The organism is Nannocystis pusilla (assembly GCF_020073745.1).
Taxonomy (GTDB): Bacteria; Myxococcota_A; Polyangia; order Nannocystales; family Nannocystaceae; genus Nannocystis; species Nannocystis radixulma.
Window position 1 is genome coordinate 66,856 of the sequence record NZ_JAIRAU010000056.1, and the last position, 21,633, is coordinate 88,488.

Sequence of the window (21,633 nt, forward strand, 5' to 3'; positions counted from 1 at the left end):
GCATCTCGATCGTCGCCGACCTCGTCGGTCGGGCGCTCCCGCTCGCCGCGGCACTCGGCGCCGGACGGGGGTCGAACGCGCGACGCAGGAGCCGTTCGCTCATGCGTCACGTGCACACCAGCCGCCGCGCATGAACCACCATCGCCGGCGCTCGCGTGAACCTCTCACGAGCGCGCCTGCGAGCGCGCGCGACGGAGCGAGCGCCGACGCCATCGGCTATAGTCGCGTCGATGGGCGTCCGTCGAATCATCGCGCAGGGCGATAGCTTGCCGAAGATCGCCGCCGAGTACGGGCTATCGCCGGACACGATCTGGTCGGCCCCGGAGAACCGGGAGCTGGCCCGGCTGCGGCGCAACTACAACGTGCTCGCGCCCGGCGACGTCGTCGTCATCCCGGCTCGTCGCGATAAGTCGGTCGCGGTGGCCACCGATCTCCGCCACGTGTTCCGCCGCCGGGGCGTCCCGGCGCAGCTCCGCCTGCAGCTCTACCACGGCGACGAGCCCCGCGCCGGCCTCGCCTACGAGCTCGAGTGCGGCGGCGACGTCTTTCACGGCAGCACCGACGCCGACGGGGTGCTGACGCACTGGGTCGACCCCAAGCTGAGCCGCGCCGTCCTCCATTTGCCCGGGGCCGCGCCGATCGTCATCGAGATCGGGCACCTCGATCCGCTCGACACCATCACCGGGGCGCAGAAGCGGTTGATGAACCTCGGCTACCCCTGCGCGCCGACCGGCCGGCACGACGACGCGACGGCGACGGCGCTGCGCCGCTTCCAGCAGCGCCACGGCCTCGCGGTCAGCGGGGCGCTCGACGCCGCCACGCTCGCCGAGCTCGAGCGCCTCCACGACACCACCGCGCACCCGAAGCCGCCATGCACCTGACCGAAGCGACGATCCTGAGCACCCGCGCGAACACGCTGGCGCTGCACAACGCCGGGCCGACGGTCAGCACCACGGTGGTCCACGGCGCGCTCGTCAGCGGCCAGTCCGTCACCACCACGGTGCCGATCGTCACGCCCAAGCCGCCCAAGGCGATCTTCTCGATCGTGTCGTGGAACATCCAGGACTACAAGGGCAGCAAGATCGATAAGGGCCGGCCGTTCGTGCACGCCTTCATCAAGCGGCTGGTCGAGGCGCTGAAGATCGACCTCCTGCTGCTCATCGAGACCGACATCGACCTCGACAAGGCGGTCGCGCGCATCGAGCTGCAAGATCACGGGAATTTCGGCAGCGAGCACCCGACCTCGCCGTGCGACTTCCACCTGGTGGGCAGCGGGCGCGCGTTCAAGAAGATGGAGCTGCCGCAGTCCTTCACGCTCGACGACCTGCAGCAGAGCAAGATGAAGATCACGGAGGACCTCGACTGGACCGAGGAGATCGAGGCGTTCTTCCCGACCTATGCGGTCACCTACGACAAGAAGCGGGTCAGCTATCCCAAGCTGAAGCAACTCATCGACGGCACCGACTTCAGGCCCGAGGCCGCCGAGTTCGTCCGCACCACCGCCTGTCCGACCTGCGCGGGGGCCGGCTGCGAGTGCGGGGGACGGAAGACGTGCCTCTACTGCACGTGCACGTTCTGCAAGGGGACGCGCCAGCGCACCGTCTTCTGCCGCGACTGCACCTGCCGCACCTGTCACGAGGAACGCATCCTGCGCTGGCCGTGCAGCCGCTGCGGCAGCGAGGACGGCAATTGCATGGAGTGCGGCGGCCGGCCCGTCGAGCAGTGGTGCCCCACGTGTCACTGCGTGACGTGCGTGGGCGAGGGCGAGCGACAGGTCACGCAGCAGCAGCAGTGCCCGACCTGCAACGGCGCCCGTTCGGAGCGCGTCACCTGTCCCCTGTGCCAGGGGCGGCGCGGCGCCGTCCAGCCCTGTCCCGAGTGCGCCGGGCCCTCGTCGATGGACGTCGATCAGTGCGAGCGCTGCGGCGGCACCCGCCAGATCACCGTCGCCTGTGCCGGCTGCGCCGGTCAAGGTCAGGCCGTTCGCATGTGCCAGCAGTGCGCCGGCGGCGGCACGGTCCCCGTCACCGTCACCGTCGACTGCTCCGACTGCGACGGGCTCGGCTACAAGGCCAGGCTGTCGCGCGGGACCACGTGCGAGCGCTGCAGCGGCACCGGCCGGCGCCAGGTCGTCTGCGGCAAGTGCAGGCCGGCGCGCTGTCCGACCTGCGACGGCGCCGGTGAGCCGAGCGCGAACGCGTGGAACTACGCCGTCGAGACCGCGAGCCTGTTGTTGCAGACGAAGGTGTTCGCCGCCTACGACGTCGAGACCTATGCGGCGATGTGGCGCACGCCGCCGACGCGGCTCGCCAGCAAGTTCGGGGTCGGGCACGAGGCCTGCGATCGCAAGCTCGCGTGGCTGTGCACCGGCGCCAGCCTGTGCTCGACCGATCCCGCGGGCAAGCAGCTCGGCTTCCAGGACGTCCAGGACGACATCAACGGCCGCTCGCCGTTCGTGATGTCGCTGTGGCTCAGCCTCGGCGGCAAGCACGTGCAATTGCCGATCGCGGCCTTGCACGCGCTGTGGGAGGTGACGAAGCCCAAGCCCCAGGGGCAGAAGAAGAAGAAGGCGACGCCGTCGAGCGAGCTCGCCAGGCTGCGCGGGCTCAGCGTCGAGCGCATGCTCGATCTGGCCGTCGAGTACCCGGGCGCGGCCGCGGCGACCCTCGGCAGCTTCGACAACCCGCTCCTGGTCGGCGACCTCAACCTCGACTACAGCCCGGGCAAGCGCACCGGCGAGACGCGGGCGCTGCAGAAGTTCCTCGACCTGGGCTACGCCACGAGCACGCGCGGGACCAAGACCTCGCTCGCCACGCTGGAGGCCGGGCTCGCCAAGCTCGAGAAGGCCGCCGGGACGGCCCAGCTCTACAGCGCGGCCTACGACCATTTCCTCATGAAGGTCGGCTCGGACCTCGAGCAGCACGTCGTCCAGAGCGGGGTGATCGACATCCTCGATCTCGCGAAGCGGATCATCCTCGCCGACCCCCAGCTCGCGGGCGACATCGACGCCGACGCCAGCAAGCACCCGCGGCCCGCGCCGCGGACGCGGAAGAGCAAGAGCACCAAGTCCCCGCCCAAGAAGAAGAAGAAAGCCCCGGCCCCGCTGCCGCCCTACGATCTGGCGCAGACGAAGGATCCCGACCTGGCGCGCGCGTTCTACCTCTACCGCAAGTACGTCAGCGATCACGTGCCCGTGCTGGTCGACATCCTCGTCGACACCCAGTCGGCCGAGCAGGCGGCGCTGCACGATCGCATGATCCTGCACGGGTCTCAGCTCGGTCAGATCATCGACAAGAAGCGCGAGCAGGCGCGCGTGCCGGGCGTCGCCGGTCACTGGACCGAGTTGAAGTTCGAGTTCACCGGCGACCAGGTGATGCAGGTGGCCGAGGGCGGCAGGGAGGTCCTCGTGAGCGGCATGATCACGCGCTGGGCGATGCGCTCGCTGACCGTCCGCCTGATCGAGACGGACAAGACCGGTCAGCCGACCGGCGCGCACCTCGACTTCCACGGCACGCACACGATCGATCCCGAGATCCTCCGCGACTTCAAGCAGGTCGGGATCACCTGGCTGACGGGCACCTTCACGCCGACCCCGAACTCCGAGCAGGAGGTGAACAAGTCGAGCGGCACGGCCGAGCCGCCGCTGTTCTGGCGCCCGTAGCGACCGGCGGCTCGTCTGCACGCGGTCTGTCGCGTCGCACTCACCGTCGCTCGCTGAGCTTCCCGCACGGCGACAAGCGGGGCCGGCGACGCTCTCCGCAGGCGGGCACGGAGCGGCGGAGTGGGACGCCGGCGGGAGGGGCCGCAGGCAACCGCGCGCAGGCGCCATCGTCCGCGAGGCACGAACGAACCTGTCCTCAACGTCAGGTCATCATCGAAGCCCGAGGGCGCCGAGCACGTTGCCTGGGAGGGCCCCGCCGAAGCGAGGGACCCGATCCGCCGCTCCGTGCCCGCCGTCACCCAGATCTCCCACGGCCCCGCGCCTTCGGTCGCGGGCTTGTCTCAGGCCCGCTCCTAACGGGTCTGCTGCCACAGGCGGCGCAGCACGCCGGCGCCGATGGTGCCGAGCTCGAGCAGCTTGAGGTAGGTCGGCATCTCGATGGTCGGGACCTCGTAGGGCGGGCGCTCCCACTCGTCGACGCCGTCGCGGTCGACCCACGCGCTGTGGAGCGGGAAGCCGGGGCGGATGCCCTGCTCGTGCGGGCCGGGGCCGAGGGTGCAGACCGGGCCGCGGTCGAGCGGGTGGGCGGCGTCCCAGATCCAGATCTCCATGTCGGGGTGGTCGGGGCCCCACACGAGCGTGACGATGTAGCCGTCGCGGGTGCTCTGGCTGCCGGGGCGCGGGACGAAGATCGGCGCCGCCATGAACCACCCGGGCGGGAAGGTGTAGCAGCTGTCGAGCCGCATCTCGTGGTCGAGGCGGTAGAAGCGGACAGTGTTGTCCGGATCGGAGATCCGCTCGATGAACTCGGACACCGGCATCAGCCGGCGCGGCGGCCAGGCGCCGTCGGGCCGGCCGCGGCGGAAGTTGGCGAACACCCGCGCGCTCATGGTCTGCGGCAGCCAGCCGCCGGCGACCCAGTAGGTGGCGTCGAGGCGGCGGCAGATCCGGAGCAGGTTCGGCGCGGCCGAGGTGTCGTGCTCCGAGAGGTACGGCGAGATCTGCAGCGGCGGGAGGATGTTGAGGCCGAGCGGGAAGTGCTCGCGGTCGTCGGGGTGGGGGAAGGCGCGGGTCTCGACGGTGCCGCGGCGGAGGTCGACGACGTGGCGGCGGACCTGGTTGAGGTCGGTCGCCGACGAGAACATGCCGAGCAGGCTGTCGGGGACGATGCCGCCGCCGATCAGGCGGTCGCCCGCCTCCATCTGGTCGGCCGGGTCGGCGCCGACGTTGTGCTGGGCGAAGATCGTGACGACGTCGCCGTCGTCGTCGTAGTCGGTCAGCGCATGCGTCAGCTCCCACATGAGGTCGACGCGCCTGGCCGGCAGCTCGCGCGCGCCGGAGGCGAGGGCGCGGCGGATGTCGTCCTTGTGGATGAAGTAGACCGGGCAGACGTGGTCCGGGGTGGCCTCGCGCAGGCGGATCCGCAGCCAGCGGTACAGCACCCGCAGGTTGCGTGGGACCTCGATCGTGCGGCTCTCGACCAGCCACTTCCACAGCAGCGGCGTGAGCGGCTCGACCAGCGAGGAGGTGTTGAGCACGAGGTTGGCGTTGAAGACGACCAGGTAATTGCGGGTGAGGCAGATCTGGTGGACGCTGGCGTGGCCGAGGATCACGCCCTCGCCGTCGACGGTGACCCGCATCGGTGGGGTCGGGCTCGACGGGCCGCCGTCCCAGGTGGTGACGTAGAGGTCGGCGCGGATCGGCTTGTTGACGTGGAGGAAGTCGGCGACCCGCGGGACGATGTTGGTGTAGAGGAGGCGCGGCTTGCCCGGCTCGAAGTCGGGGTCGTAGACCGGGTGCCCCGAGGTCATGATCATCGGGCTGAACGAGCTGCCGACGGCGGTGTGGTAGTCGTTCGGGCGCCCGACCGGGGTGATGTGCTCGAGGGTCTTCGGCGAGACCTCGACCGGCCGGCCGGCGTCGTACGAGAGGAGTAGGCGCCGCCCGGGCCGGCCGTCGTGCGCGCCGACCGGGAACACGGGGATCGGCGAGGTGTTGGTGAGGTTCGAGGTGCCGAACCACGAGAACTCGGCGAAGTCGGTGCGCACGAACGCCTCGGGCGCGAGCTTGCGCAGGTGCCAGCTCTGGTTCTCGATGAAGCGCGTGGCGGCGCGGATGAACACGTTGCCGCCGTCGCGGTGCGGCTCGAGGTCGAGGGTCAGCAGCCGCCCGCTGGCGGTGAGCATGTGCGGGTTGACGTTGAGCTCGTGGTGCTCGTGGATCGCCTGGTACGGGAAGACTGTCGTGAATGTCCTTCCGGACAGGTCCGAAGGGTAATGTCCCGTGCGCACGGCGTAGCGGGCGCTGTGGTCGACGACGTCACCGTGGTAGGCGTGCAGCAGGCCGCGCTCGACCCGTTCGGTGAAAGATTGGGCGCTGTCGGACATGACGCGGTCAGCGGCTCCAGAAGCGGAAGGCGAGCAGGAACACCCCGATCAGCGAGGCGACGAGGATCAGCGAGGAGACCGCCGGGAAGGCGGCGCACAGCAGGGCGCCCGAGAGCATGACTCCGGCGGAGTACCAGATCCAGCGCTCGATGGCGATCCCCGCCATGGTGGCGATGGCTCCGAGCATCAGCAGGTCGTTGACCATGGTGGTGGCGACCGGGGTGTCGAGCACGACCGCGGTGGTCCGGTGGACCAGCATCGCCAGCGAGGAGACGACCAGCCAGGCCATGACGCGGCGGTTGATCGTGTTCTTGAAGAAGGAGCCGCGGAACGCGAAGATGAGGCCGAACAGGACCACGTTGATGACGGCCCCGGCGATCGCGTTGCTGGCGGCGCTGGGCAGCAGGCTGCCCTCGGGGCTGTACATGATGAGGACGACGGTGATCGCCAGGATGCTGGCCGGGATGATCATCGACAGCATGACCCGCTGCGGCCGCGCGACCGAGAGGTCGAACTCGGGGTCGCGGGCGCGGCCGCTGCCGCGGTTCAGCGCGTCGAGCAGGTCGTCCATGCTGTCGAAGCGGTACATCGGGTCGCGGTCGAGGGCGCGGACGATGGCGGCGTGGACCCCCGGGGGCACCGGCGAGTCGGCCGGGGGCGGGCGGATCTTGCCGTCGCTGACGTTGATGACGAGCTCGAGCAGGCTGCCGCCGGCGAACGGGTGGTGGCCGTAGAGCGCGGTGTAGAGGGTCACGGCGAACGCGAATTGGTCGGTGCGGGCGTCGGGCTGACGCCCGGCGTGCTGCTCGGCGGCCATGTACGCCGGCGTGCCGGCGACCCGCCCGCCGTGGCTGCGGCCCGGCTCGGGCAGCGGGACGCCGGCGTCGGGCGCCGAGGTGTGCTGGTGCTCGGGGTCGGGCTCGACGGCGCCGCTCGCCAGGCTGCCGCGGTTCATCGACCCGGGATCTGCCGCCGCGTCTCGTCGCAGGCTCTGCGAGCTGTGATACGACTCCGTCCGCGGGGCCGCGCGCGCCAGCCCGAAGTCGACGACCCGCGCGTGGTCCTGCTCGTCGATGAGGATGTTGTCGGGCTTGAAGTCGCCGTGGACGATGTCGGCCTGGTGTGCGGCCGACAGACCACGGCCTGCCTGCACCATGACGTCGAGGACGCTCTGCCACGGTCGCGCCTGCGCTTTGAGCCAGCTGCCGAGCGTGCGGCCCTGCACGAACTCCATGGCCAGGTAGACCTGCTGCTCCCAGCGGCCGACCTCGTAGACCTGGACGACGTTGGCATGCGAAAGCCGGGCCATCGCCCGCGCCTCGCGTTGCATTCGCAGCTGGTTGGCCGGGCTGTTGTCGCGGCCGGGGCGGATGAGCTTGAGGGCGACGCGGCGGTCGAGCTCCTCGTCGTAGGCGGAGTAGACGACGCCCATGCCGCCCTCGCCGAGCTGGCGCAGGACGGCGTACTTGCCGATCCGCGCCGACTCGCCGAGGTAGCCGGGGCGCCGCGTCGGCTCCGACAGCTCGTCCTCGGCGTCGGTGTCGGGGCCGTGCGACGAGTCGGGGACCACCGACATGTTGGCCAGCGTGTCGACGGTGACCTCGTCGGCCGAGCTGCCCGGAAAGGCGGCGGCGAAGCTGTCGCGCCAGGCGTCGGGGTCGGACTCCGCCCCGGCGGCGAGGCTGCCGCGCTTGTTGTCGCCGTGGTGTCGCTTCATGTCCGTCGCCCGAGCCCGACCCCCGGCGTACTCGCCGAGACTACCGCAGCGCGACGCCGGGCGGCGCGAGATCGTCCCGCGGCTGCAAGAGAAAACCCCGGTGTCCACGCGAAGGCGTCCCCCGGACACGGCGCCGGTTTCGCCGCCGGGACCGGAGGTTTCCGACGTCACCCGCTCCGTGGAAACGATGTACTTCCGGAGGCGCCCGCGCTATGCCCGGCGGGCAAAGGGAGCCCCCCCGACGATGAAGCGAGCGCTGGCTCAAGGTGTCCTGATCGTCATCGTCATCGTCGCCGCGCTCGTGATGATGCGCGTCATCCGAGGCATGAAGCCGCAGGTCACGGCGGCGCCGAGCGAGCGACGGCAGGTCCCGGTGGTCGTGCAACGGGCGCAGCCCGGCGCGCATCCGGTGACCGTGCGCGGCCTCGGCGAGGTCAAGCCGGTGCATCAGTTGCGCGTCACGTCCGAGGTCAACGGCCGCGTCGTCGAACGCAGCGACGGCCTCGCCCCCGGCGGCCTGCTCCGCCGCGGCGACCCGCTGATCCGCATCGACGCCCGCGACGTCTCGGCCCAGGTGGCGTCGCAGCGGGCGGCGCTCGAGCAGGCCTCGGTCGCCCTCGCCGACGAACGCGGCCGCAAGTCGGTCGCCGAATACGAGTGGCAGGGCCGCTCCGAGAGCCTCGCCGACCACGCGCGCGAGTTCGCGCTGCGCGACGTCCACGTGCGCAGCGCCCAGGCCAACGTCGAAGCCGCCCGCGAGCAGTTCGGTCGGGCCAAGCGCGACCTGGGCCGGACGACGGTCCGCGCGCCGTTCGACGCCATGGTCACCGACGCGACCGTCGAGCTCGGACAGGTGGTCACGACGCAGACCCAGCTGGCCACGCTGGTGGCGATCGACCGCTACTGGGTCGAGATCGCGGTGCCGGTGTCCCAGCTCGTGCACCTGGAGATCCCCGGGGTCAACAGCGCCGGCCCGCGCGGCTCGCTCGCCAAGGTCATCCACGACGCCGGCGCCGGCGTGGTCATCGAGCGCGACGGCTACGTCGAGCGCCTGCTCGGCCAGGTCGACGCCCGCGGTCGCATGGCCCGGCTGCTGGTCGCGGTGCCCGACCCCCTCGGGACAGGTCTCTACGGACAGGTCCCAAAGGTCAGCGACGCGCCGGCCAGCGCCGCCCCGGCGCCGCGCCTGCCGCTGCTGCTCGGCAGCTCGGTGCGGGTCGAGCTCGACGGCCAGCCGCTGGCCGACACGACGGAGATCCCGCGGGTCGCGCTGATCGACGACGACAAGGTGTGGCTGGTGGTCGACGGCAAGCTGACGCAGCGCGCGATCGAGGTCGTGTGGCGCTCGGCCACCACGGTGCTCGCGCGCGGGCTGGCGGCCGGCGACGCGGTGGTGACCACGCCGCTGGCGACCCCGACCGAGGGCATGCAAGTGACGATCGAGGGCGACTCGCCGTCGCTGATCGCGGCGAGCAAACCCCGCGCCGGGTGACCCGAGGCGCAGCACGAGGAGCACCATGGATTCGTCGGCTTCTGGTTCGTCCGGGACGGTGGCAGGCAGCGGTCCGATCGCGTGGATGGCGAAGAACCCGGTCGCCGCGAACCTGCTGATGATCCTGCTGCTCGTCGGCGGCCTGCTGATGGCCGGCCGCGTCAAGCAGGAGGTGTTCCCCGAGACCGAGCTCGACATGGTCTCGATCTCCGTGCCGTACCCCGGCGCGAGCCCGGCCGAGGTCGAGCAGGGCATCGTGCTCGCGGTCGAGGAGGCGGTCCGCGGCATCGACGGGGTCAAGCGCGTGGTCGCGACCGCGTCGGAGGGCTCGGCCCGCGTCAACGCCGAGCTGACGATCGACGCCGACGACGAGAAGGTGCTCGCCGACGTCAAGAGCGCGGTCGACCGCATCACGTCGCTGCCGAAGGACGCCGAGCGCCCGGTGGTCAGCCTGGTCACGAACCGCTCCGAGGTGATCTCGATGGTGGTCTACGGCGAGCAGGACCTGCGGGTGCTGCGCCGGATCGCCGAGGAGGCCCGCGACCTGTACCTCTCCGACTCGCGGATCACCCAGGCCGACCTCGCCGGCGCGCCGAAGAAGGAGATCTCGATCGAGGTGCCGCGCGAGCAGCTGCGCGTGCACAACCTGACGCTCGAGCAGATCGCGGCGAAGGTCAGCCAGACGTCGCTGCAGCTGCCCGGCGGCGGCGTCAAGACGGCCACCGGCGAGGTGCTGGTCCGCACCGACGAGCGCCGCGAGGACGAGCGCGGGTTCTCCGAGATCCCGGTGGTCACCGGCCCCGCCGGCACCGAGGTCCGCCTCGGCGACATCGCCCGCGTGCGCGAGACGTTCGCCGAGACCGACGAGTCGGCCAGCTTCGCCGGCCTGTCGGCGGTGATGATCCGCGTGTACCGGATCGGCTCGCAGAAGCCGCTCGAGGTCTCGGACGCGGTGCGCGAGCTGACGGCCAAGTTCGAGCCGCGGCTGCCCGAGGGCGTGAAGATCGCCCAGTGGCAGGACATGTCCGAGACCTACGCCCAGCGCGTCGACCTGCTGATGCGCAACGCGAAGAGCGGCCTCATCCTCGTCGTCCTGTGCCTCAGCCTGTTCCTCGAGATCCGCGTGGCGCTGTGGGTCGCGTGGGGCATCCCGACGACGTTCCTCGGCGCGCTGTTCCTGATGCCGATGTTCGGGGTGTCGGTGAACATGATCTCGCTGTTCGCCTTCATCGTCGTGCTCGGCATGGTCGTCGACGACGCGATCGTGGTCGGCGAGAACATCTTCGAGCGGGCCCAGCGCGGCGAGTCGTACATCGACGCGGCGATCGGCGGCTCGCGCGAGGTCGGCATCCCGGTGGTCTTCTCGGTGCTCACCACCGTCGCCGCGTTCACACCGCTGTTCTTCTTGCCCGGGTTCATGGGCAAGTTCATGAGCGTGATCCCGGTGATCGTGATCTCGGTCCTGGTGTTCTCGCTGGTCGAGTCGCTGTTCATCCTGCCGGCCCACCTCGGCCACCTCCGCAAGCCCGAGGGCGGCGTCTACGGCGCGGTCTTCAAGTTCCAGCAGCGCTTCGTGGTCGGGCTCGACCGCTTCGTCGCGAGCGTCTACGCGCCGTTCGCCCGCGCGGCCCTGCGGTTCCGCTACCTCACGCTGACGCTCGGCTTCGCCACGCTGGTGCTGACGCTGACGTACGTCGCGTCGGGGCTGATCGGGTTCCGCTTCATGCCCGGCATCGAGGGCGACGTGGTGACCGCGGCGATCGAGCTGCCGTACGGCTCGTCGGTCGAGCAGACCCAGCGCGTGCGGGAGCGGCTGGTCCGCGCGGCGCAGGAGCTGGTGCAGGAGTACGGCGGCGACCAGGTGCTGCGCGGGGTGTTCGCCCAGGTCGGCTCGCGCGGGCCGGTGATGGGCCCCGTGGGCGGCACCAACGGGTCCGGCGGGCACGTCGCCAACGTGCGCGTGTTCTTCGTCCCCAGCGACCGGCGCGACTTCAAGACCGGCGACTTCGCGGCCGAGTGGCGCAAGCGCGTCGGCGCGGTGCCCGAGGCGAAGACGCTCAACTTCTCCGCCAACATGGGCCCGAGCGCCGGCAAGCCGGTCGACGTCGAGCTGAGCCACGCCGACGAGGACGTGCTCGAGCGGGCCGCCGACGAGGTCGCGGCGACGCTGCGCAGCTACGGCGGCGTGTTCGACGTCGAGAACGGGGTCGCGCTCGGCAAGCCGCAGCTCGATCTGACGCTGACGCCGGAGGCGCGCACGCTCGGCCTCACGTCGACCGACATCGCCCGCCAGGTCCGCGGGGCGTTCTTCGGCGCCGAGGCGCTGCGCCAGCAGGACGGCCGCGACGAGGTGCGGGTGCTCGCCCGCCTGCCGGTCGAGGAGCGCCGCAGCGAGCACGACATCGAGGAGCTGCTGATCCGCACGCCGCAGGGCGGCGAGGTGCCGCTGCACGAGGCGGCGGTGATCGAGCGCGGCCGCAGCTGGCCGTCGATCGAGCGCGCCGACGGCAAGCGCATCGTGCACGTGACGGCCGAGCTGCGCGAGGGCGAGGCGACGCCGGGCATGGTCAACGGCAAGCTGCGCGCCGAGCTGCTCGACGGGCTGCCCGAGAAGTACCCCGGCCTGTCGTGGCAGATGGGCGGCGAGAACCGCGAGCAGGCCGAGTCGTTCGGCAGCCTGAAGACCGGCGCGTTGATGGCCCTGCTGGCGATCTACGCCCTGCTGGCGATCCCGTTCCGCAGCTATGTGCAGCCGCTCATCGTCATGGCGGCGATCCCGTTCGGCCTGGTCGGGGCGATCGGCGGCCACGTCCTGCTCGGCTACGAGCTGAGCATGATGAGCATGATGGGCATGGTGGCGCTCTCAGGCGTGGTCGTGAACGACTCGCTGGTGCTCATCGACGCGACCAACGAGTTCCGCCGCACCCGCGCGCTCGGGCACTTCGAGGCGGTCGTCGCCGCCGGCGTGCGCCGCTTCCGACCGATCTTGCTGACGTCGGTGACGACCTTCTTCGGCCTCATGCCGATGATCCTCGAGCCCTCGGTCCAGGCCCGCTTCCTCATCCCGATGGCGATCAGCCTCGGCTTCGGCGTGATGTTCGCGACCGCGATCACGCTGATCCTCGTGCCCGCGCTCTACCTCGCGGTCGAGGACCTGCGCCGGGCCCTGGGCGCGTGGTGGGACCTGGTCAAGGGCAAGCAGCCGCCGCCGCCGCCGCCCTCGCCGAGCGAGTCGCTCGAGCGCTATCCGATCGACGTGTGAGCGCCGGCCCGTCGGAGCGCGGTCGCGGCGCTAACCGCCCGCGCCGCGGCGCTGGGCCGAGGCGGGACGGGTGAGCAGCGGATCGATCGCCTCGGGTCGCACGGGGTCGCGGCCCGCGAGGACGGCCTCGACGTCGCGCAGGCGGTCTTGACCCCAAATCAGTTCGCCGCGGACCAGCCAGCTCGGCACGCCGAACACGCCGAGGCGGATGGCGTGCTCGCACTCGGCGGCGAGGGCGGCCTTGATGGTCGGGTCGCCGGCGCGAGCCACCAGCGCGGCGCCGGGCAGGCCGGCGCGGTCGAGGGCGGCGGCGATGACGGCCGGGTCGCCGAGCTCGCCGCCCTCGGCCCAGCCGGCGCGGAGGATCGCGGTGGTGGCCGCGGCGCGTTGCTCGGGCGCGGCGGCGAGGATCGCCCGCTGAGCGGTGAGCGGATTGAACGGGTGCGAGGCCGGACCGCGGAGCGGCAGGCCGTGCTCGGCCGCGCGGCGCAGGATGTCCTTGAACGTGAACACCCGCTTGGCCGGGATCTCGGCCGGACCGAGCTGCCCCCAGTGCTTCAGCACCCCGGCGAACAGGATCGGTCGATACACGATCGTGACGCCGGGATGCCGCTCGCGCAGCCCGGCGAGCAGCGCGTCGGCGATGTACACGTAGGGCGAGATGACGTCGAAGAAGAAGTCGATCGTGTCGGCCATGCGCCGAGGTTAGCAATGATGGATGCGGTGTGGAGCCCCCGCGGGCAGCGAATGTGGACGTCGTGTGAAGGCCGCGCACGCACTCGTGGCCGGCCGCGGCGCGTACGGGCCGACGAAGAGGCTTTCAGGGCGCGCTCGGGGTGTGGTAGTGGGCAACAATGCGGATTGCTTCATTCGTCCTCGTCAGTACCTTTGGTCTTTTGGCCTGCGGGACCGTCCCCGACATCCAGAGCACCGATTCCGACACCGGCACCGGCACCGAGACCGGGACCGACACCAGCACCGGGAACGAGCCGGCGACGTCGAACAGCGGCGGCGCCGGCTGCGTGCCGGGGCAGAGCATCGCGTGCACGTGCACGAACGGCGACGCGGGCGCGCAGGTGTGCAATCAGACCGGCAACGGCTACGGCGAGTGCGTGTGCGAGGGCGGGGGGTCGAACTCCGACAGCGACGCGCCGACGACGACGATGCCGCCCGATCCGACGACCGACCCGGGCACGAGCACCGATCCGGGCTCGAGCACCGATCCGGGCACGAGCACCGATCCGGGCACGTCGAGCACCACCGAGGCCGACACGACCACCGGCGTGACCTGCGACGACCCGGGGGCGGAGCCGAACGAGGACGAGGGCAGCGCGGTCGACCTGATGAACCAGGGCTGCAACGACGAGGCGCAGACGATCACGGGCGTGCTGAGCGGCGATGCCGACGTCGACTGGTACCAGTACCACGGCGAGTTCGGCGGCTTCTGCGGCTTCGGCGACCCCGATGCGGCGCATCAGTTGACGGCGAGCGACTCGGTGCGCCTGTGCGTGTTCGCCGATTGCGACATGGGCACGCCGGACTTCGATTGCCAGGACGGCACCGCCGCCGAAGATTCGCCTGAGGGCCGCCCCGGCTGCTGCGGCGACGGCGACGTGACATTCACGCTCAACTGCATGGGCGGCGAGGAGAACGCGCAGATCTTCGTGCGCCTCGATCAGGCGCCCGCCGATGCGTGCGTCGACTACGAAGTGCAGTACAGCTATTCGGGCGGTTGATGCCCGCGCCTCGCCGGCCCGCGGTCCGCGGTGCTCCGCGGTCCGGGGGCCGACGGGTGTGTTCGTCGTCTCATCCGCCTCGGAGCGACGGACGAATGAGCTCGTGACCTGTGCTCTCGTGTGATAATCGGAGGGCATGCGGATCCCTCCTCTCGTCATTCTCACCTCGCTCGTCGTCGCGGCGTGCGGCGAAGCCCCGATCCAGGGCAGCGCGAGCGAAACCGACACCGGGACCAGCAGCGGGACCGAGACTTCGACGTCGGGGACGCCGCTGACCACCGGCGGCGACGACGACCTGTGCGTGCCCGGGTCGACGGTGGCGTGTACCTGCCCGAACGCGAACATGGGCTCGCAGACGTGCAACGCCGACGGCAAGAGCTACGGGGCCTGCGAGTGCGAGGGCGGCGGGTCGAACTCCAACAGCGACGGGACGCTGGAGCCGACGTCGACGACGACGACGACGACGGGCGTGACCGCGACCACCGGCGAGACGACGACGACGACGGAGGGCACGACGACGACGGAGGGCACCACGGACACGACCACCGGCGGCGACGACACGACCACCGGCAGCGGGATCTGCGAGGACCCGGGGCCCGAGCCGAACGACGCCGAGGGCAACGCGGTCGACCTCGGCGAGCAGGGCTGCGGGGCGATGGCGGGGACGTTCGAGGGCGTGCTCGACAGCGACGGCGACGCGGACTGGTTCTCGTACCACGGGACCTGGAACGCGCTCTGCATCATCGGCCCCAACGTGGCTCACTCGGTGACCGCGAGCGACGACGTGCGCCTGTGCGTGTTCGTCGACTGCGACCAGGGCAACGGCAACTTCAACTGCGGCGCCGGCATCAGCGAGGCCGACTCGCCCGACGGGCTGCCGGGGTGCTGCGGCGACGGCGACGTCGAATTCAACCTCGACTGCGGGCTGCTCAACGACAACGCGCGGCTGTACGTCCGCGTCGACCAGGCGCCGGCCGGCGAGTGCGTGGAGTACTCGGTGCAGTACGACTTCGACGAATGAGCGACGCCCGCCTGCGACGGACGCAGGCGGGCGCTGTTGCGGCGCGGCGCGGCCGGATCAGTTGCTGATCCGGATGGCGTCGGCGATGACGACGTAGTTACCGGTGGTCCAGCGCGACACCGCGATCTTGTTCCAGCCGGCGGTGAAGTTGAAGGTGCCGACGGCGACCCACTGCTTGCCGTTCGCCTGCTGGTTGACCTTCACGGTGCCGAGGTTCTTGCCGGCGGAGTCGAAGGCGACGATCGGGGCGTCGGGGGCGCGGTTGGTCCCGGCGGTGTACCAGATCTCGACCTTCTTGCTGCCGGCCTTGTTGAGGAAGAACGAGAACTCGGCGGCGTCGCTGATCGGCGAGACCGAGGCGAACAGGTAGTTGCTGCCGTAGAAGCCCGGCGTCGCGGCGGTGGCGGCCCAGTTGGCCGAGGCGTTGAACTTGGCGATGGCGGCGTTGTTGTTGCCGTTGCTGCTGTCGATGATGATCTCGGCCGGGTCGACGCCCGCCGGCGGCGGGTCCTCGGGCTGCGGCGGCGGATCCTCGGGCTGCGGCGGCGGATCCTCGGGGTCGGGCGGCGGGTCGTTCGGATCCGGCTCCTCCGGCGGCGGGTCTTCCGGCTGGCCGCCGCATGCGGCGTTGATCTTGTTGAAGTAGGTCGCCCACGGCCAGTTCGGGCCGGGGTCGATGCGGTTGTTGGGCTGCAGCTGGCCGTGCGAGACGATGTGGTACTTGTCGATCGGGATGCCCTGGCGCTTGGTGATGTTGCAGACCAGGTTGGCCGACTGCTGGATCAGGTTGTTGTTCCACGTGGCCTGCTTGGCGAAGCCGGCGTGCTCGATGCCGACGGTGAAGTTGTTGCAACCGACGCCGTCGAGCGCCGCCTCCTGCCCGCCGTTGAGGCTCTTCTTGTAGGTCGCGGCGATGTGGAAGGCCCGCTTGTCCTCCTTGACGAGCTGCGAGATCTCCGAGCCGTCCTCCTTGACCACGTAGTGGGCGCTGACGCCCGACTGCTTGTTGACCAGCCAGCCCCAGCAGCCCGAGTAGGCGCCCTCGCACGAGTGGATGATGACGAGGCGGACCTTGCCGTTGGTGCCGGCCGGCCGGTTGCCGATGTTGGGCGAGCTGCGGAAGATCGCGCCCGGGTAGTCGGGGTTGCTGTTGAGCACCGGGCCGCCGGTGCCGTCGTAGTTGGGCTCGACGGTGGGCTCGGGGTCGATCTTGGAGATGACGTTGCCGTCGCTGTCGACGACCTCGAGGCCGTTCTTGATGATGCCGTAGACGTCGTAGTGGATGTACGCGATCGCGGCGGCCTGGTCGCCGATGTCGGCGAGGGCGGCGATCGACGGGGCCCACGCGCCGAGGTCGGCGCGGTCGATGCCCTCGGCGTCGGCCATGTCGCTGAGGACAGCCGCGGCGGCGCGGATGTTGGTCTCGCGGTCGGCCTTGATCTCGTCGGTCGAGACCTCGAGCAGCTGGGCGGCGCGCTCGAGGTTCTTGCCGCGCAGCGCCATGGTGCCGTAAGCGGCGTCGCGGCCGTCGAACTCGACCTGGCCCTCGACCATCTCCCAGCGTGACTCGACGAAGCCGATGGCCTTGAGGATCGAGACCGGGACGTCGAACTCCTCCGAGGCGCGGAGGAACTCGCCGTCGATGCCCTCGAGGAACTCGCCAGGGTCGGCCTCGGGCGGGTCGACCGGGTCGGGGACGTCGATCGGCTGGTTGCCGGTTTCGTCCCCGTAGCGCCCGCCGTCGTCGTTCTCGCAGGCGAGGGCGAGCAGGGGGAGTATCATGAGGGTGCGTGTACAGACGAGCCGCAGCATCATCGCCCCTATAGGCCGGAGTACGAACAAGAATCAAGGGGGGGACGAAGGAAGACTCCTTCCGGAACGCACGGGGGCCGTAGTCCACGTCACACGTTCACGACTCACTCACGACTTGCATGGACTCGGGTCATCACGGAGCGCGATGCAGAGGCCCGCACAGCGATAGAACCTGCTTCAGTCCGGTCGCTGTTTCGGCTGTTTCGCCCACGGATGCACGCGCAGCTCGATTCCGAGGCTCGCTTCGAGGCCGCCCAGGGTGAAGAGGCGAGACTCGCCGAGGCGGACGCGCACGGCGTTACCGGTCGGGGTCGCGCTGGCGGCCACCTCGGCGAATGCACCGAGATGCAACCGGCTCGTGACGGCGAAGGTCGGGGCGATACGGATGTGTCCGCCGAGGAGGGGCGCCGGGGCGACCGATTCACCGGGGCGGACGCGCCGGTTCGCGTGCGTCACCAGCCACGGCTCGACCGCGAGGTTCGCGGTCGCGCGCAGCTCGAAGCGACCGCGGCGGAGCCACGCGCCCGCGCCGACGCTGACGCGGACGCGCGCCAGGCCGAACTGCTCTTCACGATTTGCCGGGCCCATGCGTTTGACGAGGTGGCCCGCCGCGCGCACGCCCGCGGTGACGAGCCAGGCTCGCGGGCCGCGGAGATCGACGCGGACGTCGCCGCCGCCGCCGCGCACGTCGGCGTCCGGCGCCCCGAGGCCGAACAGCGGGCCGCCGGACAGCGCGAGCTCGACGGTCGGACGCATGGCCTTCGGGGCAGGTGAGGGCGAGGCCCGCTCCGGCGCGGGCTCGACGACGTCGAGCGGGTCGGGTCGCGGGGACATGTCCTGAGGGACAGGCTCCGGTTCAGGCCCGGGTGCGGGCGGCACCGGGACGGCCAGCGGGAGATCGGCGGCTGGCCCTTCGGGCATGTCCTCGGAGACCTGTTCCGAAGGCCCGGCGGCGAGGGCGGGGCTGGTGGCGCGCTCGGGCAGGGGCGCGAGCGCGTCGTCGGCGATCGCGGCGAGCATCGAGGCGCACAGGCGGGCGGCGTCGCGGGGGCCGCCGCCGGGGCCGCGGCGCACGAACACGCGGCCGTCGCGGACGATGATCGTGACGGTCAATCCGGCCGCCTGCAGCTCGACGTCGACGAAGGTGTGGTCGGGGTCGACGCTGGTGACGTCGCGCAGCAGGACCACGCCGGCGCCGCCCGAGCGCGGGCGCAGGGCGCCGGCCAGGGCCCGCTCGTCGAGGCCGCGCGCGCGCACGACGAGGGTCGAGGCGCGCGCGGCCGCGGCCGGCGACGGCGGAGGCTCCGGCGCCGGGGTGGGAGCGGCGAGGAGCGCCGCGAGGAGGAGCGCCGCCTGCGTCATGCGGGGCGGCGGATGTTAGCAGCGCGGGGGGGTCACTGGCACACGCCCATGAGGCACGCCTGCGCGGGCGGGCAGTCGGCGTCGACGTTGCACTGCTGGGGCCCGCAGTCGGGGTCCTGAGGGTCGTTGGGATCGCACATGCCGTCGGGGCAGAAGATCCCGTTGCACACGCACTCGCCGTTGACGCACACGCTGCCGGGGCCGCAGTCGCTGTCGGCGGCGCAGACGAACGGGCAGTCGGGGTCGAACGGCAGCATCGGGTCGCACACGCCGTCGAAGCACATCGGGTCGTTGGGGTCGCACTGCCAGCAATCCGGGTCGCCCGGGACGTTGGGGTCGCAGATGCCGTCGAGGCACATGGGGTCGTCGGGATCGCACTGCCAGCAATCCGGGTCGGCCGGGTTGTTGGGGTCGCACACGTTGTCGGGGCAGTCGGGGTCGCCCGGCTGGCAGGTGCACAGGCCGTCCACGCACGCCTGTCCCATGGGGCAGTCGGCGTCGCTGACGCACATGAACCAGCAGTCCGGATCCATCGGATTCATCGGATCGCACTGACCGTCGGGGCAGAACGGATCTCCCGGCGGGCAATTGTTGCAGTCCGGATCGGCGGGGTTCATCGGATCGCACACGCCGTCGGGGCAGTCGGGATCGTTCGGGTCCTGGCACTGATTCTGGCAGTCCGGATCGGCGGGGTTCATCAGGTTGCACACGCCGTCGCCGCAGTCCGGGTCGCCCATCACGTCGATGTCGCACCAGCCGTCGCCGCCGCCGTTGCAGGCGCCGTTGACGCAGAGCTGGCCGGCGGGGCAGTCGAAGTCGGCGTTGCACTGCAGACAGTCGGGGTCGGTCGGGTCCATCGGATTGCACACGCCGTCGCCGCCGCCGCAACCGGGGGCGTTCGGGTCGCAATTGGCGCAATCGGGGTCCTCGGGGTTCATCGGGTTGCACAGGCCGTCGCCGCAGTCGGGGTCGCCCATGATGTCGATGTCGCACCAGCCGTCGCCGCCGCTGCCACAGTCGGGATCGGCGGGGTTCATCGGGTCGCACACGTTGTCAGGGCAATCGGGGCTGTCGTCCGGGCACGGCGGCTGGCAGTCGGGATCGCCGGGGTCCATCTCGCAGACGCCGTCGCTCGGCGGGGCCCAGCAGTCGGGGTCGTTGTCGGCGTTGTTCTGGTCGCAGACGCCGTCCCAGCAGTCGGGATCCATCGCCTGGTTCGGGTCGCACACCGGCTGCTCGTCGCCGGTGTCGTCGTCGATGCCGGCATCGTCGCCGTTCTTCGGGCCGAGCTGGCAGGCGAGGCCGGTGAGGAGGGTGAGCGAGACGATCGATGCAAGGCGTGAAAGCGTACGCATGGGGCTCCTTGATGGATGGGGCCGGACGGCGGTCAAAGTCCGGCGAAGAACAATTTTTAAAACTCTCAACAGTCGGGATCGTCGGCGTTCATCGGGTCGCAGACGCCGTCAGTACAGTCGGGATCGAGCGGCTGCATGGGATCGCACAGGCCGTCCCCGCAGTCGGGGTCGCCCATGACGTCGGGGTCGCACATGCCGTCGCTGCCGCAGGGCAAGTTCGGGTCCTGACACGCACACAGGCCGTTGACGCAGACTTGTCCCACGAGGCAGTCGGCGTCGCTGGCGCACATGATGCAGTCGGGGTCGGCCGGGTTCATCGGGTCGCACATGCCGTCGCTGCAATTGGGGTCGCCGGGCTGGCAGGTCTGACAGTCAGGGTCCGTGGGATCGCCGTCGCACACGCCGTCGGTGCAGTCGGGATCCGCGGGGTCGAGCATGATGTCGCACAGGCCGTCGTCGCAATCGAGGTCGTCGACGTCCATGGGGTCACACCAGCCGTCGTCGCAGTCGGCGTCGCCGGGGTTCATCGGGTTGCAGTCGCCGTCGTTGCAGTCCGGATCCATCAGGTTGTCGTCGGGACACCAGCCGTCGTCACAGTCGAGGTCGAGCGGGTCGGCGAAGTTGCACACGTCGTCGTCGCAGTCGGGATCGAACTTGTCGGCGGGATCGCAGACGCCGTCGGGCGTGACGCCGCAGTCGGGCAGGCCGCAGGTGGTGCTCCCGGGGTCGCCGGTGCTGGTGTCGTCGGTGGTGGTGGCGGCGTCGGTGGTGGTGGTCGGCGCGGTAATGGTGGCAGTCGCGGGGTCGAGCGAGGTCGGGGCGGTGGTGGTGGTGCCGTCGCCCGCGCTGTCGAGCTCGAGCACGTAGGTGTCGATGCCGCAGCCGAGGAGCAGCAGGAAGCACGCGAGGCGAGGACAGGGCGCCTTCATGGGCCGATCGCCTCCTCGGCCTCGCGCCGGTAGGCTCCCCGGGGGAAGCGGTCGTTGTAGTCGCGCCAGCAGCCGGGGCGCGCGTCGACGCCGGCGAGCCGACACAGGCCGGCGCTGGCCTCGTCGGCGAAGCGCCCGCGCGGAAATTTTTTGAGGTAGGTGCGCAGGAGCTCGCGGTGGCCGTCGTCGTCGCCGCGCCGGCGGGCGAGGAGCCAGCGGTCGGCGTAGGCGTGCTCGACGGCGGGGCGCCGGCCGCCGATGGCGATCATCTGGCGATAGCGAGCGTCGGCGTCGTCGAGGGCGCCGGCGAGCAGCAGGGCCTCGGCCTCGTCGTCGAGCCGGGCCAGCTCGGCGGCCAGCGGGTCGGGGCGCGGGCTGGTCGAAGGGACAGGTGATGCGGGGCGCGCGGGCGAGCCGGGGGCGGGTTCGGGGCGGGCAGCTTCGGCGGGCGAGTCCGCCGGGGCGAGGGCCGCGGGAGCGCCGAGCTCCGGGGCGAGGGGTCCGGCGGGGGAGGGAGAGATGGTCTCCGGGACATGCCCTTCGGGATATGTCGCAGGAGGCATGTCCCTGGAGACATGATGTGAGGGGGCCCGCAGCTCGGGGCGGTGCTCCTGCGGGCCGTGGCGGACGGTGTCGTCGGCCTGGGCGCCGGTGAGGCTGCCGCCCGTGCGATCGGCGAGGCGGCGCAGGGCGCCCGGGACGGCGAGGAGCAGCAGCACGGCGGCGGCGGCGAGCAGCAGCGGGGCGACGCGCGAGCGGGGGCGCGGCAGCGGCGGGGGCGGACGGCGCAGGCGGACGGCGATGTCGGCGTCGGCGAGGCCGCGCGCGGCCGTCAGGAAGGGGGCGAGGGCGGCGGCGTGCGGGTCGGCGGATGTTTCCACGGACATGGCGCCAGGGGC

Annotated in this window: 14 protein-coding genes; 6 read left to right on the top strand and 8 right to left on the bottom strand. The window is 71.2% G+C overall.

Translation table 11 applies throughout. The features are described from left to right. Positions 1 to 230 precede the first annotated feature (230 nt). A complete protein-coding gene (locus K7C98_RS38045) occupies positions 231 to 881 on the top strand; it encodes a peptidoglycan-binding protein (protein WP_224196802.1) in 651 nt (216 codons plus the stop codon). Further along, positions 872 to 3,661, top strand: a complete 2,790-nt coding sequence (locus K7C98_RS38050; RefSeq protein ID WP_224196803.1) for a hypothetical protein — start codon at positions 872 to 874, stop codon at positions 3,659 to 3,661. Before K7C98_RS38045 ends, K7C98_RS38050 begins: the two co-directional genes overlap by 10 nt. 353 nt (positions 3,662 to 4,014) lie before the next feature. On the opposite strand, the gene K7C98_RS38055 is transcribed toward K7C98_RS38050, so the two are convergent. Together K7C98_RS38055 and K7C98_RS38060 are read right to left on the bottom strand one after the other, a co-directional pair. Further along, positions 4,015 to 6,048 (bottom strand): carotenoid oxygenase family protein, encoded by a 2,034-nt coding sequence (locus tag K7C98_RS38055; protein WP_224196804.1) that lies wholly within the window; start codon positions 6,046 to 6,048, stop codon positions 4,015 to 4,017. Between the two features lie 7 nt (positions 6,049 to 6,055). Further along, the gene (locus tag K7C98_RS38060; RefSeq protein ID WP_224196805.1) at positions 6,056 to 7,765 is read right to left on the bottom strand and encodes a serine/threonine-protein kinase; all 1,710 of its coding nucleotides are present in this window, start codon (positions 7,763 to 7,765) and stop codon (positions 6,056 to 6,058) included. A gap of 244 nt (positions 7,766 to 8,009) precedes the next feature. On the opposite strand from K7C98_RS38060, the gene K7C98_RS38065 reads away from it, so the two are divergent. Together K7C98_RS38065 and K7C98_RS38070 are read left to right on the top strand one after the other, a co-directional pair. Beyond that, positions 8,010 to 9,257, top strand: coding sequence for an efflux RND transporter periplasmic adaptor subunit (locus K7C98_RS38065; protein ID WP_224196806.1), 1,248 nt, complete (start codon positions 8,010 to 8,012; stop codon positions 9,255 to 9,257). Positions 9,258 to 9,342: 85 nt separating this feature from the next. Further along, entirely contained in the window at positions 9,343 to 12,519 is a 3,177-nt protein-coding gene (locus K7C98_RS38070; protein ID WP_224196807.1) for an efflux RND transporter permease subunit, read from the top strand. A 30-nt stretch (positions 12,520 to 12,549) separates the two neighbouring features. Here the strand turns inward: K7C98_RS38070 and K7C98_RS38075 are convergent, their stop codons facing one another. Further along, the gene (locus tag K7C98_RS38075) at positions 12,550 to 13,215 is read right to left on the bottom strand and encodes a 2-hydroxychromene-2-carboxylate isomerase (protein ID WP_224196808.1); all 666 of its coding nucleotides are present in this window, start codon (positions 13,213 to 13,215) and stop codon (positions 12,550 to 12,552) included. 158 nt (positions 13,216 to 13,373) lie between these two features. Here K7C98_RS38075 and K7C98_RS38080 point away from each other — a divergent pair, with 158 nt between their 5' ends. After that, entirely contained in the window at positions 13,374 to 14,255 is an 882-nt protein-coding gene (locus K7C98_RS38080; protein WP_224196809.1) for a hypothetical protein, read from the top strand. 136 nt (positions 14,256 to 14,391) lie between these two features. Next, entirely contained in the window at positions 14,392 to 15,276 is an 885-nt protein-coding gene (locus tag K7C98_RS38085; RefSeq protein WP_224196812.1) for a hypothetical protein, read from the top strand. A 57-nt stretch (positions 15,277 to 15,333) separates the two neighbouring features. Here K7C98_RS38085 and K7C98_RS38090 read toward each other — a convergent pair whose 3' ends face one another. The 5 genes from K7C98_RS38090 to K7C98_RS38110 all read right to left on the bottom strand — a co-directional run bounded on the left by K7C98_RS38090 (position 15,334) and on the right by K7C98_RS38110 (position 21,621). After that, the gene (locus K7C98_RS38090) at positions 15,334 to 17,058 is read right to left on the bottom strand and encodes an N-acetylmuramoyl-L-alanine amidase (protein WP_224196816.1); all 1,725 of its coding nucleotides are present in this window, start codon (positions 17,056 to 17,058) and stop codon (positions 15,334 to 15,336) included. Between the two features lie 207 nt (positions 17,059 to 17,265). Continuing rightward, complete coding sequence (locus K7C98_RS38095; RefSeq protein ID WP_224196817.1) at positions 17,266 to 18,450, bottom strand: hypothetical protein; 1,185 nt, start codon at positions 18,448 to 18,450, stop codon at positions 17,266 to 17,268. 32 nt (positions 18,451 to 18,482) lie between these two features. Beyond that, entirely contained in the window at positions 18,483 to 19,805 is a 1,323-nt protein-coding gene (locus K7C98_RS38100) for a hypothetical protein (protein WP_224196818.1), read from the bottom strand. Positions 19,806 to 19,870: 65 nt separating this feature from the next. Continuing rightward, a complete protein-coding gene (locus K7C98_RS38105; protein ID WP_224196819.1) occupies positions 19,871 to 20,734 on the bottom strand; it encodes a hypothetical protein in 864 nt (287 codons plus the stop codon). After that, entirely contained in the window at positions 20,731 to 21,621 is an 891-nt protein-coding gene (locus tag K7C98_RS38110; protein ID WP_224196820.1) for a hypothetical protein, read from the bottom strand. Before K7C98_RS38110 ends, K7C98_RS38105 begins: the two co-directional genes overlap by 4 nt. Positions 21,622 to 21,633: the final 12 nt, after the last annotated feature.

Bases quoted from the DNA above. Each gene is read 5' to 3' on its own strand.
- K7C98_RS38070 (WP_224196807.1), top strand. From the start codon at position 9,343: ATGGCGAAGAACCCGGTCGCCGCGAACCTGCTGATGATCCTGCTGCTC.
- K7C98_RS38055 (WP_224196804.1), bottom strand. From the start codon at position 6,048: ATGTCCGACAGCGCCCAATCTTTCACCGAACGGGTCGAGCGCGGCCTG.
- K7C98_RS38100 (WP_224196818.1), bottom strand. From the start codon at position 19,805: ATGCGTACGCTTTCACGCCTTGCATCGATCGTCTCGCTCACCCTCCTC.
- K7C98_RS38080 (WP_224196809.1), top strand. From the start codon at position 13,374: ATGCGGATTGCTTCATTCGTCCTCGTCAGTACCTTTGGTCTTTTGGCC.
- K7C98_RS38105 (WP_224196819.1), bottom strand. From the start codon at position 20,734: ATGAAGGCGCCCTGTCCTCGCCTCGCGTGCTTCCTGCTGCTCCTCGGC.
- K7C98_RS38090 (WP_224196816.1), bottom strand. From the start codon at position 17,058: ATGATACTCCCCCTGCTCGCCCTCGCCTGCGAGAACGACGACGGCGGG.
- K7C98_RS38050 (WP_224196803.1), top strand. From the start codon at position 872: ATGCACCTGACCGAAGCGACGATCCTGAGCACCCGCGCGAACACGCTG.
- K7C98_RS38060 (WP_224196805.1), bottom strand. From the start codon at position 7,765: ATGAAGCGACACCACGGCGACAACAAGCGCGGCAGCCTCGCCGCCGGG.
- K7C98_RS38065 (WP_224196806.1), top strand. From the start codon at position 8,010: ATGAAGCGAGCGCTGGCTCAAGGTGTCCTGATCGTCATCGTCATCGTC.
- K7C98_RS38045 (WP_224196802.1), top strand. From the start codon at position 231: ATGGGCGTCCGTCGAATCATCGCGCAGGGCGATAGCTTGCCGAAGATC.
- K7C98_RS38085 (WP_224196812.1), top strand. From the start codon at position 14,392: ATGCGGATCCCTCCTCTCGTCATTCTCACCTCGCTCGTCGTCGCGGCG.
- K7C98_RS38095 (WP_224196817.1), bottom strand. From the start codon at position 18,450: ATGACGCAGGCGGCGCTCCTCCTCGCGGCGCTCCTCGCCGCTCCCACC.
- K7C98_RS38075 (WP_224196808.1), bottom strand. From the start codon at position 13,215: ATGGCCGACACGATCGACTTCTTCTTCGACGTCATCTCGCCCTACGTG.
- K7C98_RS38110 (WP_224196820.1), bottom strand. From the start codon at position 21,621: ATGTCCGTGGAAACATCCGCCGACCCGCACGCCGCCGCCCTCGCCCCC.